13 protein-coding genes and 1 pseudogene are annotated in these 16,498 nt (G+C 67.6%); 7 read left to right on the forward strand and 7 right to left on the reverse strand.

All coding sequences use genetic code 11. The annotated features are described in order from the left end of the window. Nucleotides 1–121: 121 nt before the first annotated feature. On the reverse strand, nt 122–826 hold the full coding sequence (locus NJ1_RS03915; protein WP_067687559.1) for an SDR family NAD(P)-dependent oxidoreductase: 705 nt from the start codon (nt 824–826) through the stop codon (nt 122–124). Between the two features lie 100 nt (nt 827–926). Between NJ1_RS03915 and NJ1_RS03920 the strand changes: the two genes are divergently transcribed. After that, nucleotides 927–1,589, forward strand: a complete 663-nt coding sequence (locus NJ1_RS03920) for a TetR/AcrR family transcriptional regulator (RefSeq protein WP_067687560.1) — start codon at nt 927–929, stop codon at nt 1,587–1,589. 48 nt (nt 1,590–1,637) lie between these two features. On the opposite strand, the gene NJ1_RS03925 is transcribed toward NJ1_RS03920, so the two are convergent. Further along, on the reverse strand, nt 1,638–2,972 hold the full coding sequence (locus NJ1_RS03925; protein WP_067687561.1) for an MFS transporter: 1,335 nt from the start codon (nt 2,970–2,972) through the stop codon (nt 1,638–1,640). A 170-nt stretch (nt 2,973–3,142) separates the two neighbouring features. On the opposite strand from NJ1_RS03925, the gene NJ1_RS03930 reads away from it, so the two are divergent. Beyond that, complete coding sequence (locus NJ1_RS03930; RefSeq protein ID WP_067687562.1) at nt 3,143–3,820, forward strand: TetR/AcrR family transcriptional regulator; 678 nt, start codon at nt 3,143–3,145, stop codon at nt 3,818–3,820. Here the strand turns inward: NJ1_RS03930 and NJ1_RS03935 are convergent. Continuing rightward, a complete protein-coding gene (locus NJ1_RS03935; protein WP_067687563.1) occupies nt 3,796–4,272 on the reverse strand; it encodes a DUF3237 domain-containing protein in 477 nt (158 codons plus the stop codon). The genes NJ1_RS03930 and NJ1_RS03935 overlap by 25 nt on opposite strands. A gap of 540 nt (nt 4,273–4,812) precedes the next feature. On the opposite strand from NJ1_RS03935, the gene NJ1_RS03940 reads away from it, so the two are divergent. Together NJ1_RS03940 and NJ1_RS03945 are read left to right on the forward strand one after the other, a co-directional pair. Then, the gene (locus NJ1_RS03940) at nt 4,813–6,528 is read left to right on the forward strand and encodes a cutinase family protein (RefSeq protein ID WP_067687564.1); all 1,716 of its coding nucleotides are present in this window, start codon (nt 4,813–4,815) and stop codon (nt 6,526–6,528) included. 435 nt (nt 6,529–6,963) lie between these two features. Then, nucleotides 6,964–8,241: an MFS transporter gene (locus NJ1_RS03945; protein WP_157573752.1), complete on the forward strand. Its 1,278-nt coding sequence runs from the start codon at nt 6,964–6,966 to the stop codon at nt 8,239–8,241. A 16-nt stretch (nt 8,242–8,257) separates the two neighbouring features. Here the strand turns inward: NJ1_RS03945 and NJ1_RS03950 are convergent, their stop codons facing one another. Continuing rightward, nucleotides 8,258–10,153: a CocE/NonD family hydrolase gene (locus NJ1_RS03950; protein WP_169813079.1), complete on the reverse strand. Its 1,896-nt coding sequence runs from the start codon at nt 10,151–10,153 to the stop codon at nt 8,258–8,260. Between the two features lie 250 nt (nt 10,154–10,403). Here NJ1_RS03950 and NJ1_RS03955 point away from each other — a divergent pair, with 250 nt between their 5' ends. Both NJ1_RS03955 and NJ1_RS03960 read left to right on the forward strand, forming a co-directional pair. Next, on the forward strand, nt 10,404–12,419 hold the full coding sequence (locus tag NJ1_RS03955) for a CocE/NonD family hydrolase (protein WP_067687566.1): 2,016 nt from the start codon (nt 10,404–10,406) through the stop codon (nt 12,417–12,419). 84 nt (nt 12,420–12,503) lie between these two features. Continuing rightward, nucleotides 12,504–13,121, forward strand: coding sequence for a TetR/AcrR family transcriptional regulator (locus NJ1_RS03960; protein WP_067687567.1), 618 nt, complete (start codon nt 12,504–12,506; stop codon nt 13,119–13,121). A gap of 3 nt (nt 13,122–13,124) precedes the next feature. On the opposite strand, the gene NJ1_RS03965 is transcribed toward NJ1_RS03960, so the two are convergent. Both NJ1_RS03965 and NJ1_RS38715 read right to left on the reverse strand, forming a co-directional pair. Next, nucleotides 13,125–14,771 (reverse strand): AMP-binding protein, encoded by a 1,647-nt coding sequence (locus tag NJ1_RS03965; protein ID WP_084477719.1) that lies wholly within the window; start codon nt 14,769–14,771, stop codon nt 13,125–13,127. 26 nt (nt 14,772–14,797) lie between these two features. Next, nucleotides 14,798–14,914 (reverse strand): annotated as a pseudogene (locus tag NJ1_RS38715) (short-chain dehydrogenase); the annotation flags it as partial. A gap of 138 nt (nt 14,915–15,052) precedes the next feature. On the opposite strand from NJ1_RS38715, the gene NJ1_RS03970 reads away from it, so the two are divergent. Beyond that, nucleotides 15,053–16,087 (forward strand): AraC family transcriptional regulator, encoded by a 1,035-nt coding sequence (locus NJ1_RS03970; RefSeq protein ID WP_084477720.1) that lies wholly within the window; start codon nt 15,053–15,055, stop codon nt 16,085–16,087. A gap of 56 nt (nt 16,088–16,143) precedes the next feature. Here the strand turns inward: NJ1_RS03970 and NJ1_RS03975 are convergent, their stop codons facing one another. Next, nucleotides 16,144–16,446: a WhiB family transcriptional regulator gene (locus tag NJ1_RS03975; protein WP_067687568.1), complete on the reverse strand. Its 303-nt coding sequence runs from the start codon at nt 16,444–16,446 to the stop codon at nt 16,144–16,146. Between the last annotated feature and the right edge of the window lie 52 nt (nt 16,447–16,498).

Here is a 16,498-nt window from a genome sequence, read left to right on the forward strand (position 1 = left end):
GATTCGTCCGTGCGCTACAGGAAATGACGCTACGGACGAGCGGGCCGCACCAGATCTGCCAACCATCACGTCCTCGCCATGACAACTGTCATGGCAGCCGCCCCGGCAACGGATCTCGGGCTCAGGCGACGCGTTCGACCGCCGTATCGGTGGTGGCCAGCTCGAACACCGCCTCGGCCAATACCTCCGGCGCCACCCGGACCACCTCGCCCACATCCACCCCGTCGAAGTGACCGGAGTCGAAAAGCGCTGCGGCAGCGCTGTCTTCGATGAGGCTGCCGATCTGCAGACTGCTCAGCCGCACGCCGCGCGCCCGCGCCCGGGCGTCCAGCCCCTTCAGATGGTGGACCAGGGCCGCCTGCGGGATCCCGACGCTCGCCAGCACGTCGAGTGGATTCGCCGCGGCCGCACCGTGCGCGAAAACGACCGCACCCGAACCACGTTCGGTCATGGCGGGCAGCAGTTCGTGCAGCAGTTGCACCGGCGTCAGCAGATGCAGCGGCAGCCAGCTGCGCAGGGTTTCCGCGTCCAGGGACGCGGCGTCCACCGGCAGACGGGTGACGTCCCCGGGGCTGTACAGGATCGCGTCCGGCGTGCCGTGCCGGGCGTGCAGCTCACGCAGGGCGACGCCGACCTGATCCGCGTCGGCGAGATCGGCGAGCAGCACGTCGGCGCTCACGCCGTCGGCGGCGAGTTTGTCGTGCAATTCATCGACGGTGGCGCGGTGGCGACCGATCAGGGTGACCGAGTAACCGGCGCGCCCGAAGCGCTGGGCGGAGGCGAATCCGAGGGCGGGACCAGCGCCGAAGACAGCGAGGTGCGGCATGGGAGTGACCTTTCGAAACAAGTTGAGTGCCCACTCAATTTTGAGGGCCCCCTCAATTTAGGCATAAATCGAGGGGTTCCTCAAGTTGTAGAATCAGGCGATGTCCACCCGCGCCGAGACCGGCTCCAGCCCGTCGGGCGGTGCGCCTCGCCGTCGCGACGCCCGCGACAATCAGGAGCGAATCCTGACCGCCGCCCGCGCCCGCTTCCGGGTCGACGGCCTCGAAGCCTCACTCACCGCCATCGCGCGCGAGGCGGGGGTCAGCATCGGCACGCTGTACAACCACTTCCCGACCCGCGACGCGCTGATCGGCACGGCACTGCACGACCGCGTGGCCGAATCGGTCCGGCACGCCGAGACCGCGCTGAGCAATCCCGACCCGTGGACCGGACTCGTCGACCAGCTGACCCTGATGGCCGAATGGCAAGCCGCGGACCGGGGTTTCACCGATATCTGCGTGTACTCGCTCCCCGCCGACTCGCCGATCGAGCAGACCAAGGCTCGCGGTCACCTGCTGACCCACGAACTGGTCACCCGCGCCCAGAGCAGCGGCGCCCTGCGACCGGATGTGGACCTCACCGACATCGGGCTGCTGCTGTGGTCGGCCGTGCGCGCCACGGAGCGCATCCACGAGACCGCGCCGGACGCGTGGCGACGCCATGTCGCGATCCTGCTGGACGGACTGCGGACCGCGGCGGCCCGGCCGCTACCCGGCGCGCCGCTCGATCCGGAACTGGTGCGCGACGCAATGTCGCTGTCCTGACGGCGATCACACCCACCGGCCGCGATTCCCGTTGCCTTCGAACGGGATTCACCCCGCGGCGGACTCCAGCGACTGCCCCTTGGTCTCCGGTGCGCCCCACAGACAGATCCCGAACCCGATCGCGGTGAGCAGCGCGGCGTACAGGAATGTCGGCCCGAGCCCCAGATGGTCCAGCGACCACGGCAGCAGATAGGTGCCCAGCGCCGCGCCGACCCGGCTGACCGAGGTGGTGAAACCGACCGCGGTGGCGCGAATGTGCGTGGGGAACAACTCGTTCGGGTAGGTCCAGTCCAGCACGTTGGGGCCGCCGCAGAAGAACGCGTACAGCAGCAGCATGCCGAAGGCCAGCAGCGCGGGCATGGCCGGCCAGATACCGATGAGCAGCACCGGAATGATCATCAGCCCGAAGCACCAGACGATGGTGGGCCGCCGCCCGATGGTGTCGATCAGCCGCAGCGCGGGCAGGCAGCCGATCAGGAACACCAGGCTGATCACCGCGACGCCGAGGGTGTCCATCCAGGTGCCGGTCGGTGTGCCGAAGGCCGCCAGAATCTGCGGACCGAAGGTGAGCATGGCGAAGAGCACGGCCACCTGACAGATGAAGAACCCGCAGCAGAACACGATCTTCTTGCGATACGCCGGCGCGAAGAGCTCACGGATCGATCCGTGCGGCGGCGGCTGACCGTTCACCTGTTCCTCGATCAGATCCTGCGGATCGACCCGCACGTGCAGGAACTTCTCCACCAGCCGAGCGGCCTTGTCGGCCTTGCCGTGCTGCGCCAACCAGCGCGGCGATTCCGGAGCCGTGCTCTGCCGGATGATCAGGAAGAACAGGCACAGCACCGCACCGCTGGCGAGCTGCCAGCGCCAGCTGCCGTCACCGAAGAAGGTCAGGCAGACGTAGCCGACCACATAGGCCAGCACCGACCCGGCATACCAGGCGATGATCTGGAATCCGAGCAGTCGCCCACGTTGCTTGAGCGGCAACCACTCCCCCAGCAACGAGGTGGCGATCGGATAATCGGCGGCGACGGCCATGCCGAGGACGAATCTCAACAGCACGATGAGCCAGATGGATTCGGCCCAGAACGAGCCGATCGAACAGGCTCCCATCACCACCAGGTCCGCGGTGTACATGAACTCGCGGCCGATCTTGTCGGTGAGGACGCCGAACAGCGCGCCGCCCACGAACATTCCGATCAGCGCCGACGCACCGATGAGCTGGATGTCGAGAGTGCTCAGCGAGAGTTCGGGTTTCATCCCGATCAGGGCGGTGCCCACGATGCTGAGGATGTAGCCGTCCAGCAGCGGTCCGCCCGAGCATGCGATGGCGAGCCGCTTGTGGAAGGAGGTGAAGGGTGCGTCATCGATGACGGTGCTCATGAAATGCTCTCCTGACCGATCCCCCGGAACAGATGGCGCGCAAACAAGAAGCAACCTCGCGAACCTACCCGGATGGGACCGGGTCGAGCGCCCCTGACACGCATCGGCGGCCATTCGTTCGCTTTCCTCGATGCCACCACTGCGCGCATATTTGGCATACGATCGGCCGTATGGATAGTTCGGCGGCCGCGCACACATCGGACGGTGACGCGGAGAGTCCCGACGGCCGACTGCGCCGCGGCGCGCGCTCGCGCAAGTCGGTGACCAGGCGGGCCGTCGACATCGCCTCGGCGGAGGGCCTCTACGGACTGAGCTTCGGCCGCCTGGCCGACGAGCTCGACCTCAGCAAGGCGGGCATCCAAACCCTGTTCCGCACCAAGGAACAGCTACAGCTGGCCACGGTCGAGGAGGCCGGGCTGGTCTTCCTGGACGCGGTGCTCCGGCCGGGATTCGAGGCGCCCGCGGGCGCGGCCCGGGTACGGTCGCTGGTCGAGCACTGGCTCGCGTACGCCGCCGAACCACTGCTGCCCGGCGGATGCTTCTGGACGGCGAACCTCGCCGACTTCGACAGCCGCCCGGGACCGGTGCGCGACGCCTTGGCGCGGCAGCGCCAGGAGTGGGTCGCCGTGCTCGCGCGCGAACTGCGAACCGCCGTCGAACAGCACGAGATCGCCGATCTGGACCCGGATCTCGCCGCGTTCCAGATCGACGCCGTGCTCAATGCCGCCAATATCTCACTGCGCCTGGGCAATCCAGGCAGCGTGCCGATGGTGCAGCGGGTGGTGGACGGCCTGCTCGCACCGCCCGCCACCCGCAGGCGCGCTCAGAGGACTTCGAAGACCCGATAGGCGACGCCGCCGTCGATCAGATACCCCGAGCCGACGCAGACGATGTCGTTCAGCCACGCGTACTCCGGCGCGCCGGTCTCGAACATCGGGGCCGTGCGGAAGTAGTACCGCGCCGGGTCGACCAGCGTCTTCGCCGCCGGATCCGCGATCTCGGAGCGGACCTCGGCGGGCACCTGCCAGCGCCCGCCGTACGACATGTGCAGCAGCGCACCGTCGTCGGTGCGCAGGGTCAGCCGCACATCGACCTCCATGGTTCCGTCCGGGCGGAACACCGCCCAGTCGCCGCCACCCGGCACCACCTCGCCCCGCAGCTTCGGCCCCTCGAACGATCCACTCGCGGCGCCGAAAAGCACGCGCCCCGTGCCGAAGTTCAACGGCGAGTTCAGATCCACCACCACATCGAACAGATGCCGCGTCTCGATCCCGGCGATCTCGCGCACTCGAGTATCCATATCAGTTCCCTTCGAACAACTTTCGACGAACAACATCGGTGGAGACGCCCGACTGGTCGCACAGCTCGGACAGATCGAAGAAGAAGTGCTCACCGGCGATGAGATGCGCTCAGCGAGCTCCCGCGCCAACTCCAGCATCCGCACGCCATCCATTCCCAAACTATACGGTCGGCCGTATGTATTTGTCGATGGCGGATTCGGGCCACATCACCGGTCCGGTCGACCCACGAGCCGTGCGAGGCCGTGGCGCAGCGCATTACGGATGCGACGCCGATGCCGCGTGCCACCCGTTGATCAGCCCCTGAACTGCACAGACTCCGAACGAGCCCGCGAACCTACCCGCAATTCGCGTGGCCGTTCCCGGTTCCCGCGCCGAGTCGGGCCGGAACCCGCTGTGCCATGGCGCGAACCGATGCGCCGCGATCCGGTTAGCACCGCGAAGTAACGCTTCCTTCTCCGTTTCCGACGTCACCTCTGAATCACGGCCCGTCGGGGGGCTCGTCCATCCGTTAGTCGACATTGGAAATAAGGATCGGGACATTGGCTCTTCGAGAGTTTCTGGCGCGCCACCGCATCGCTTCGTCCATTGCCGCGCCCGCAGCGCTGGGAGTGGTCGCGGTGGTGGCTGCCTCCTGGGGTTTGACCACTTCGGAACCACGGACGATTGAGACACAGCTCACTTCTTCGGTCACCGAATGCCATGACATGGTGACCATTTCGGTCGCCGGCCGAAACGACTCGCCGAATTCGCAGACCACCAAAATGCTGGTCGACGCGAATGGCAACGAATTGCCGGCGGCATTGTCCGGCGATTACAGCAGCCACTGGGTCGACCCCGTGGTCAACGCACCGAACGACCCGAACGACCCGGACAAGTACGCGGCGGTCTACATCGCCTACCCCGCGAACCTCAATACCTATGAGGACGCGGTGAACACGGGTGTCGCGAACACCAAGCAGGTGATGCGCGACATATCCGCCGCCTGCCCCGACACCAAGTTCTCCATCGTGGGATACAGCGAAGGCTCCGATGTGGTGCGCCGCGTCGCGATGGACATCGGCAACGCACCGGACGGTTCGACCGACACGGTCGACGCGGACAAGGTGCTCGGTGTCGTGATCCTCGCCGACGCGGGACGCAAGGCGGGCGAGGGCCAGTTCATCGGCGCGAAGGATCCGTTCAGCAACCCGGACAACTTCGATCAGAAGTACCAGACCGGAAACAACACCGCCGGCGGTCAGGGTGCGCTGCCCGGAACCAGCGGCGGCTTCGGCAAGCTGAACGGCCGGATCGCATCGTTCTGCTCCGACGGTGACCTGACCTGCGCCGCGCCGCAGAACATCTCGCTGCTGCAGTTGGCGATCAACGTCGGCCGGGGAATCAATGTCGACGCACTGCAGAACGAGGGCCTGACCCCGGCGACCGGACAGGACGTCGCGGTTCAGCTCGGCAAGACCGCGATGAGCGCCTTCTCCTACATCGCCACTCAGCCGAACTGGATGGCGAGCAACGAGACCTTCCTGCAGGTGCTGCTGAAGGTGTCGGACCCGAACTACAAGCCGGGCGAGGTCAAAGCACCCACCAGCGGCGCGGATTCGATCGCGACCGAGCAGATGTCGCCGCTGGCCTACCTGCCGCAGAAGATCTTCAACGAGATCGTCGGCCTGATCGTCACGAACCAGAACACGATTCCGGTGATCATGAGCGACCCGTACCAGCTCACCCTGGGCCCCAACGGAACCGGTCACCACTTCGACTACTGGCGTGACAACGGCGACGGCAAGCCGCTGACCTCCGCCGAGTACGCGGCGGCCTGGCTCACCGCGATGTCGAAGCAGGCGCAGTCCGGCGAGAAGGTCGACACCACCGTCAAGCCGCAGGATGCGGATTACGCCGATGCGGCGAAGTCGGCCGCGGTCGTCAAGGCGTCCCCGACGCTGGACCCGCCCACGACCACCACCAAGCCCAGCACCACCACCAAGGCCTCGACGACCAAGCCGACCACCACCACCGGTACGGCCCCGGTCAAGGACGTCGCCGGTACCGGACCGAGCGTGACCAAGTCGGGCGCCACCGACTCGACCACCACCGCCCCGGGCACCACGGTCCCGAGCACGACCGTCGCGCCGACCACCACAGTCGCGCCGACCACCACGGTGGCGCCGACGACCACGGCGCCGAGCACGACCGTCAAGCCGGAGACCACCACTCCCCCGGCCACGACGACCACCACCACGACGACTCCCTCGAACTGAGGAAGTCGGGGCGCTGACGAGCCCCGCGTAGTACTCGGCAGCACCCGAAGGCTCGGTCCATACGGACCGGGCCTTCTTTCGTATGGCCGTCGCGCCTCCGACTCGCCGGACCGTCCGGAGACGCTGACGCGTTTGCGACATGCGCGCGGGCAGCCCACCTCCCTGTGGCGCCACTCACATTTCGACCTTCCGCAGCAGGTCGGAGTGCCCGCGACAACGACCTCCGCGCTGTTGCCGCTGTTTGCTGGCCGGCGCACCTGGGTAGTTCCTCCCTTTGTACGAAGGATTCGGCGGCGAGGGACCGAAACCGGAACCGAGTCCGCGGTGCGGGCTGGGAAGGAACAGGCCGTGACGGATCAGGCTGGGACGGACCAGGGGCCGGAGGTGACCGCTCAGGAGCCGACTCGACTACGCAGATCGGTCATCGCCTCGGCGATGGGCAATGCGACCGAGTGGTTCGACTACGGCGTCTACGCGGCGACGGCGACCTACCTGACCGACGCCTTCTTTCCCGGCGACCTCGGCACGCTGGGCACCATGCTCGGCTTCGCGGTCTCGTTCCTGCTGCGGCCGCTCGGCGGCATGGTGTGGGGTCCGATGGGAGACCGCATCGGCCGAAAGGCCGTGCTGGCCATCACGATCCTGCTGATGGCGGCCTCGACCGGAGCCATCGGCATTCTGCCGACCCACGCCACGGCGGGTGTGCTCGCGCCGATCCTGCTGATCGGGCTGCGCGTGGTGCAGGGCTTCTCCACCGGCGGCGAATACGGCGGCGCGGCAACCTATCTCGCCGAATGCGCGACCGATCGCAAGCGCGGATTCCTGGGCAGCTTCCTGGAATTCGGCACGCTCGCCGGCTTCGTGGGCGGCTCCTCGGTGGTGCTGGCCTGCCAGCTGGCACTCGGCTCGGACGCCATGCACGACTGGGGTTGGCGAATCCCGTTCCTGCTGGCGGTCCCGCTCGGCCTGATCGGCTGGTACCTGCGCGAGAAGCTCGACGAATCACCCGTGTTCACCGAGGTCGCGGAGGCGGAGACGAAGACGCCGCCGACCGGGCTGCGCGAGCTGTTCACCAACTACCGCCGTGAGATCCTGACGCTGGCCGGGCTGGTCGTGGCGCTCAACGTCGTGAACTACACGCTGCTGACCTACCAGCCGACCTATCTTCAGAAGACCATCGGCCTGGGCGAATCCTCCACCACCGCAATGATGTTGATCGGTCAGCTGGTCATGATGGTGACGCTGCCGTTCTTCGGCAGGCTCTCGGACCGGGTCGGCCGCCGCCCGATGTGGCTGGTCTCGCTGGTCGGCCTGGCCGTCCTGGCCGTGCCGATGTACTGGCTGATGGGTCAGGGAACCGGCTGGGCCATCACCGGTTTCATCGTGCTGGGGCTGCTCTATGTCCCCCAGCTGTCCACCATCAGTTCGACCTTCCCGGCGATCTTCCCCACTCATGTGCGCTACGCGGGCTTCGCCCTGGGCTACAACGTCTCGACCGCCGCGTTCGGCGGCACCGCTCCCCTGATCAACGAGGCCGTCATCGAGAAGACCGGCTGGACACTGTTTCCCGCGATGTACATGGTGGCCGCGTCCCTGATCGGGTTGGTGGCGTGGAACTTCCTGCGCGAGACCGCCGGAACCTCGTTGCGCGGCACCGAGGTTCCCGAGGCGGAGTCCGAACCGGTCCTGGCGGGCGGTCGCCTGCCGGCCTGAGCCACGGACCCGAACCTCAGCCCTGGACCGCCAGGTAGGTGAGGTAGCTCGGGTGCTCCGGATCCAGAACGATGCTCTGGCCGTTGATCTTTCGCTTCATCGACGGCGTGAGCAGATGACGCGGTGAGCTGCCGGGCGCGATGGCGACGCGCAGGCGATGACCGGCCCGCAGCACCGCCTCGGTGGGGTTGATCTCGATGTCGAGATCGAACGGTTCACCCGCGACCACCGGCAGGACCGAGTCCTGCCGCAGCGTGTGCAGCGCGAAGACGAGTTCACCGTCGAGGTAGGTGCTGCCAGACTCGTCGGTCGCCCGCAGCGAGGACAGCAGCGCACCGCGGGTGAGCGCGGCCGACGCCCCGTCGGGTTCGACATCGGTGACGGTGACCGACCAGAAGGCCTCCGTACCACCGGTTTCCACCCGCAGGTGCAGGTTCATCGGACCCGAGAGCACCAGGTCCCGCGACAGCGGCGCGGTGGTGAAGGTGACCGCGCCGGCCTCGGCCCGGCGATCGTCGGACCCGTAGTGGCGACCGAGCAGGGTCAGCGCGCCCATGGTCATGAGCGCGGTATTGCTCGAGGCCATCCCGGCCGGAACAGTGGGAAGCGGAAGGGATTCGGCTCCCCCGTAGGGTGTGTCCCGCAGCGAGCCGTCGGTCCCCGCGTGCTCGGCCGAGCCGCTCGGTTCGGCCGTGAGGTAGAGCCGTCGCACCGCGGCGGCCGGATCGGGAAAACTCGGGCGCGTGATCCATCCGCCGCCGCCCTGCCGCCGCACGGTCACCGGCCCGTACCGATCGATTCCGTTGTCGATTCCCTTGAGCCACTTGTCGAACCAGGCGCACTGCAATTCGTCCAGGGCCGGCGGGTTGCCCGCTTCGCCGAAGCCGCTGCCGATGCTGATGTGGTACCCGTCGTCGACGAGGACCTGTTTCGCGCCGCCGCTCAGGCCGACGCGGTCGAACATCCGGAAGTTGGAGCGGTTGTACACATCGTGCCAGGCGCCGTGGATCCAGGTCGCCGCGGTGATGCCCTCGAAATCGGGTAGCCGCGCGGCCCAGCGGTCGTTGAGGAAGCCCTCCGGATGCCCGTCCGTGGTCGCGATGTCCGCAGCCAGTCGCAGCCCACTTACCGGGTCGCGCAGGCGATCTCGCAGATACGGGCCCAGGACCCGATTGCGGATCATGCCGCGCGGGGAGGGCAGGAACTTCGCGATATCGACCAGGCCCATCCAGCCCGCGATCCCCGGCGTCGGCACCCCACCGGTCAGGCCGAGTTCCCGGACCGGATCCTCCCCCGCGACGATCGCGAAGACGGCGTCGAGCCCTTCGGGCCGCCGTCCCGCCGCGATCAGCGCGGCGATCGCGCCGTACGAGATGCCGGTGACCGCCAGATGCCCGTCGCACCAGGGCTGTTCACGAATCCAGTCGAGCACTTCGGCGTAGTCCAGGTGTTCGCGCTCGCTGAAGAAATCCCAAGCCCCCGTGGAGGATCCGGTGCCGCGCACATCCACCACGACGTTCACATATCCGCGCGACACGAGAGTTCGGTTGGTGGAGAACACATCGATCGCGCCCGAGGCCAGGGTGTGCAGCAGATCCCGCCCGCGGAACCGGCGCCGATCCGACGGCTTCACCAGTCGCCCGACCCAGCGCGCCGGCTTCGCGACGCGCGCACCGGAGCGATTACCCATCCGGTTGTAGGGGGTGAAGTTCACGACCACCGGAAACGCGTCGGCGGCCGGTTCACCGCGCCGATAGGCGGGCCGGTTGACGTCCGCGCACAGCACCACACCGTCGGACATCGTGATGGTGACCGTGGTGTCGATGTGCACCGCCGGGTATTGCTCCGGCCCGATATCGAATCGAACGTCCGCAGGGAGCGGGCCTGCGGTGGGAGTCAGCGGCGATGCCATGCCGACAAAAATAGCCCCGCGCGAACACGCATGTCCACGGTTTCGAGCATAGTGTCCCAGACAGAATTCGGCGCAGAATTTTGGCATCGGCACCAACCACGCAGCCGCACAGTCCCCCCGGCACGCGAATTCGGCGGAAACGGCTATTTACATAGCTAGCAGTCGCTCGCTAACATTCTCGGGCCCGCGCACCTGTCTGAGATGGATTTCAATGTTGAGAACCTGGCGATCTCGCCTTGTCCGCGGCTCGATGTCGGCCGGCGCCCTCGTGCTGCTCACCGCCTTCGTCGCGCCGATCACCACTGCCACACCCGCCGACTCGACGCCCGAAGGCGGTGCGGCAGCGGCGGAATGGACCGCCGCCGCGGACGCGCCGCCGCAGTATCCGAATGTCGTCATCGAGTGGGACGTCCCCATCACCATGAGCGACGGAACAGTGTTGAAGGGCAACGTCTATCGTCCGGCCGATGCCTCGGGGCACGCGATCGACACCCCCACACCGACCGTCCTGAATCTGACCCCGTACACGAAACTCGGTTCCACCCTTGCCAGTACGGCACTGGACATCCCGGTGCTGTCCGACGCGGTCCTGCGGATAGCGGGACAGCTCGATCTCAGCGGGACGCCACTGAGCGGGGTCACCGATTCGACCCGCGCGCTGGCCAACGGCTGGGCGCGCAATTTCGCCGCGGATCACAAACTGATCCGCAGCGGCTACACCCAGGTCGTCGTCGACGTGCGCGGAACCGGTTTCTCCCAGGGAGTCTGGGATGTCTTCCGTGATCGCGAACAACAGGACACCGTCGAGGTGATCGACTGGGTCTCGCACCAGCCGTGGTCCACCGGCGAGGTCGGGATGAACGGCATGTCCTACTCCGGGATCAACCAGTTGCAGGCCGCCGCGAAACAACCGCCCGCGCTGAAGGCCATTTTCCCGATGGTGCCCAGCGAGGACCCCTTCCGCGATCTGGTCGCCCCCGGCGGCGCGCTCGGCGTCACCTTCATGCCCGCCTGGCTGGGCGCGGTCAACGGCGCGAAACTGCTGCCCGATCTGACCGCGCTGACCCGCGGTGATTTCGACCTGCAGTGGCTGTTCGATCGTGTGCAGAATCCGATGGTCTTCCTCGACGTGCTGCTCAACGCGGTGTTCTCCCCCCGCGTCGAGGATCTGAGCCCGCAGGTGCAGCAGGTGCTCGACGACCAGAGCGTCATGCGCCGGTCCTGGTCCGGACATCCGGAACGAATCCAGGTGCCCACCTTCATCGTCGGCGGCTGGCACGACGTCTTCGTGGACTCACAGGTGCACGCCTACAACGAGATTCCGCTGCCGCCGGGCCGCAAGCAGCTGCTGATGTCGAGCACCTATCACCTGAATCCGGGCGCGAACGCCGGTTCGCCCGGCAGCCCGCCGCGGATCGACGTGCTGCAGCGCGCGTGGTTCGACAAGTGGCTCAAGGGAATCGACAACGGCATCGACTCGTACGGCCCGATCAACGTGCAGCAGCAGGGCGGCGGCTGGCTCACCACGCCGAGCATGCCGCAGCCGGGTGTCGAGTACCGCCGGATGTATCTGTCGGCCGCGCCCAGCGGCACCACGGCCACCAGCGTGCACGACGGCTCGCTGCTGCCGGATCCGAGCCCCGGCGAGGATCGACTGACCGTCGCCCCGGGAGTGCTGTCGATCTGTTCGCGCGATTCCGCGCAGGAGACCGCGGGCGCACTGTCCCTCATAGATATGTGCGCCAAGGACTCTCGCATCCAGGAGGCGAACGGCCTGACCTTCACCAGCGCCGCGGTGGCCGAGCCGACCACGGTGTCCGGCCCGATCACCGTGCACCTCGAGACCGTGCACGACGCCACCGACGGCTTCTGGACGACGACGGTGAACGATGTCGCTCCGGACGGGCAGTCCCGGGTGCTGGCCTCGGGGCAGCTGGTCGCCTCGCTGCGCGCGATCGACGAGTCCCGCAGTGCGCGTGATGACAAGGGCGACTACACGCGCGCCGTGCCGTTCCTGTCGCTGGCGCAGCGACAGGTTCTGGTGCCCGGCGCTCGCACCGGCCTCGACATCTCGATCAATGCGACCGATGCGGTGCTGCAGCCGGGCCACCGGCTCCGCGTCGACGTGTACGCGAGCAATCTGCTCAAGGCGCTGCCCGTCGGTCCCATGCTCGTGGACTCCGGCCTCTCTCCGCAGCACGTGCAGCTGCGCCCGGACGCCCCGAGTTTCGTCAACCTTCCGCTGCTCGGCCGCTCCGGCTGGTGACCACACCGGGTGTCGCGGGCCGCTCGCCGAGCAGGCCGCGACACCCGGCCATACTGGACCGCGACACCCGGCCATACTGGACCGATGCCCCAACCCTCTGCTCGCCCGACCCGCCGCACTCAGCGGGAACGTCGCGAGGCCAGCATCGAGAAACTCGTCGACGCGGCCATCGAGACGATTCAGGAGGACGGCTACTACCGCACCACGGTCGCGGCGATCAGCGAACGCGCCGGATTGTCCGGCGGCGGGCTGTTCCGGCACTTCGATTCTCGGCTCGCGCTGATCAGCAGGGTCGCGGAGGAAGTCAGCGACCGCATTCTCGACGCCTACGCCGCGAGCAAGGACCATCTGCGCGCCCAGCCCGCTCCGCTGCGGGCCGGGCTCGGGTTCCTGGCCCAGGCGGTGGCCTCCCCGCTGGTCGCGGTCTGGCACGAACTCATGGTCGCCGCCCGCACCGACGAGGAACTGCGCGAGCTGATCGCGCCCGCCATCGCGAAGTTCTACGAGGGCATTCTCGAACACACCCGCGCCAACGGCCTGCTCGACGACGTTCCGGAGGAAAGCCGGGAACTGGCGCTGTTCTCGATGGTGCACATGTTCTCCGGAGCGGCCCTGACCGGGAGCGTCTACCCGCGCCCGGATCTGGACGACAAGCGAATTCCGCTGGCGGAGTACTACACCCTGCACACCCCGATCCTCTGAACCTCAGACGACGGCCTCCTCCAGCCTGCGCCGCAACACCTTTCCGGTGGCATTGCGGGGCAACTCCTCGACGAAGACGACATCGCGCGGCACCTTGTACCGCGCCAGATTCGCCTTCACATGGTCCTTGATCGCCTGCGGCTCCAGGGCGACCCCGGCACTCGCGACGACGAAGGCCCGCAGGCGTTTTCCGAACTCGACGTCCGGAACGCCCACCACCGCAACCTCTTCGATGCCGGGCAGTTCCGCCAGCAGGTTCTCCACCTCGAGCGGATAGACGTTCTCACCGCCGGACACGATCATGTCGTCGTCACGGCCGTCGACGAAATACAGTCCGCGTTCGTCGAAGTGGCCGGTGTCGCCGGTGGACATGTAGCCGTCGATGATCTGCTTGTGTCTGCCGTCGGTGTATCCCTCGAACGGCGCGATCGTGCGGGCGAAGATGCGCCCCAGCGTATTCGGCGTCGTGACGCGCTTGCCGTCGTCGTCGAACAGCGCGACCTTGGCGGTCACCGGCGGGCGGCCCACGGTGCCGGGCGCGAGCCGCAGTTCGTGCGGCTGGGCCACCGTCGCGATGGCCACCTCGGTGGAGCCGTAACCGTTGTAGAGCACGTCGCCGAAGACGTCCTGGAAGCGCCCGGCCAGATCCGGGGAGAGCGCCGAACCGGCCACCAGCACCGTTCGCAGACACGAGGTGTCGTATCGCTCGATGATCTCCGGGCCGAGGGCGAGAATCCGATGCAGCTGCGTCGGCACGGCCACCAGCATCTCGGCGCGATGCGCGGCGATGGCCGCCAGTGTCGCCTCCGCGTCGAAGCGGCGCATCAGCACGATCTTGTTGGCCAGCGCGGAACCGATGCTCCAGGTGCCGAATCCGGTGGTGTGGAAGATCGGCGACACGATCACCATCGTGCCCCGGCGCGGGAACGGCACCCGATCCACCACCAGCGCGGTCGTGAACGGCGACACCTTGGTGCGCGGCGCGCCCTTGGGCAGCCCGGTGGTGCCGCTGGTGAGGATGATGAAACCGGCGGGCTTGGCCGGAGGCGGCAGTGGCGCAACGCTGTTGGCGGCGATCAGCGCCTCGATGGTCACCGCCGCGGCGGGCAGCGCATGACCCTCGTCGACCCAGGTCAGTACCCGCGGCATGCTGTCCGGCAGCGCGCCGAGCAGATCGGTGAACTCGCTGTCCGCGAGCACCGCCCGGACCCGCTCGCGCTCGGTCACCTCGGCGAACTGTGGTTTGGCGAAGCCGGTATTCATCAGCGCCAGTCGCAGACCCGCCTTCCCGGCGGCCGCGGTCGCCAGCGCCATGCCGCGATGGTCGCGGGCCAGCAGCCCGACCACGTCGCCCTGCGCCAACCCGAGCCCGAGCAGCCCCCGCGCCAGGGCATTGGACTGCTCGTGCAGGTTCCGATACGTCAGTTCGCCGCGTTCGTCGGCGATCGCGGCGCCGTGGGGGTGATCCATGGCCGAGGCGATGACCACCGCCGCCTGCGGTCCGTAGGTCCGATTGAGGGTGGCCAATCGCACGATGACGTGCGGCCGCCGCAGCTCGATGAGCCCGCGCTCCCGCAGTCGCACAGCGGCTTTCGCCATTTCGAGGATGTCGTCGAGCCGTTCGCCGAGCACCGTGGGCAGCAAAGTCATCGCCCCACCCGCTGCGGTTGCGCCGTATCCCCGAGGGCGAGGACCGCTCCTCGTTCGGCCGACAGCCGCGCGGTGGCGGCCCCGATTCCGCGCGCGCCGCCGGTAACGGCCACTCGCTTCCCGGTGAGGTCACCCTTGCTCATACTTCGACATCCTCGATGTGATCTGCCCGATGCTGTGGTCTCGCTCATATGCGAAGGTAGGGCCTCTGAACTGGGGCAACCATCCGAGACAGGGCCAGCAACTTGCGAAATTGGGCCATCTGATCGCAAGATGGGCCGATGGCCGACATGTGGGCGACGTTGCGTTCGATCACCAGCGCCGCATTGATGGCCGACTTCGCCGCCGAGCACGGCGTGTCCACCGCGCGGATCATCCGGGGCACCGGAATCAGGGCCGCACAGCTGATCGACCCGACGGCCGAGATCACCGCGGGGCAGGAATTGGCGCTGATGCGCAATCTGGTCACGACACTCGGCGACGCTCCGGGACTCGGTCTCGCGGTCGGAGCCCGCCACCATGCCTCCGGTCACGGCGTCTGGGGGTTCGCCGTGCTCACCAGCCCCACGGTGGGCAGCGCACTCGAAGTGGGCGTCGGCTTCGGAGAACTGTCCGCATCCTTCGCACGGATCACCCTCGACCGATCCGCCTCCGATCCGACGATCGTCTACGACGACACCGCGATACCCCCCGAGGTCCGCCGCTTCCACGCCGAACGTGACCTGCAGGCGACCTTCACCGTCCAGCAGGACCTGATCCCCCGGCGCCTGCCCATCCGCCGCGTGGAATTCCCCTTTCGCGCCGAGCCCGCCTACCGCGTGTTCTTCGACTACGCCCCCGATGCCGAGATCGTTTTCGGCGCACCGCTTCTCACCATCGTGGTGGACCCCGCCGCACTCGATCAGCCTCTACCGCAAGCGAATCCACACGTCGCCGCCATGTACGAGCGGCAGTGCGCGGAGCTGGTGCAGCGCCGGCGGGAACGGCTCGGCGTCAGCGGCCGGGTCCGCGAGGCGCTGGTCCATCGCGGCGGAATGTGCGGCCAGCCCGACATCGCGGCCGATCTGAACCTCAGCGTGCGCACCCTGCGCCGCCGACTCGCCGATGAGGGCACCACCTTCCGCGAGCTGAGCGAGGAGACCTTCGGACTGATCGCCGGGGAACTCCTGCGCGCGGGACTGACCGTGGAGCAGACCGCGGCCCGCCTCGGCTACTCCAGCGCCTCGGCCTTCACCCACGCCTTCAAGTCGTGGCGCGGCGAACCGCCGGGGAGCTATTCGCGCACCCTGAGGCAGGTCTCCCACCGGCCGATGTGACGCCCGCACCGCCGAGGCGAGCGGAACTCGACGATGCGGCCGTGCGAGCTGTTCCGCTAAGAGGCGCCGGTGACCACGGCCGCCTGGGCGCGGACGCGGGCGTTGTGGTCCAGTCGTTCGCGCAGGGTCATCCCGCCCCAGATTCCGTACTGCTGGTTATGGGTCAGCGCGTATTCCAGGCACTCCGCCCGCACGAGGCAGGTTCCACAGATTCGTTTGGCTTCCCGATTGGATCCGCCCTGGTCGGGGAAGAACGATTCGGGGTCGGTCTGGGCGCATATCGCGCGGTCGTACCACGACTCCGCACCCAATTCGTAGAGCTCACGTCGTATGTGCCGGTCCATCTGATGTCGCTGCATCTGTACGCCTCGATCGCTGTGCCGAAAGAACGAATGGAATCGAACGCGGATC

This window comes from Nocardia jejuensis NBRC 103114, from assembly GCF_001613145.1.
GTDB classification, from domain to species: domain Bacteria; phylum Actinomycetota; class Actinomycetes; order Mycobacteriales; family Mycobacteriaceae; genus Nocardia; species Nocardia jejuensis.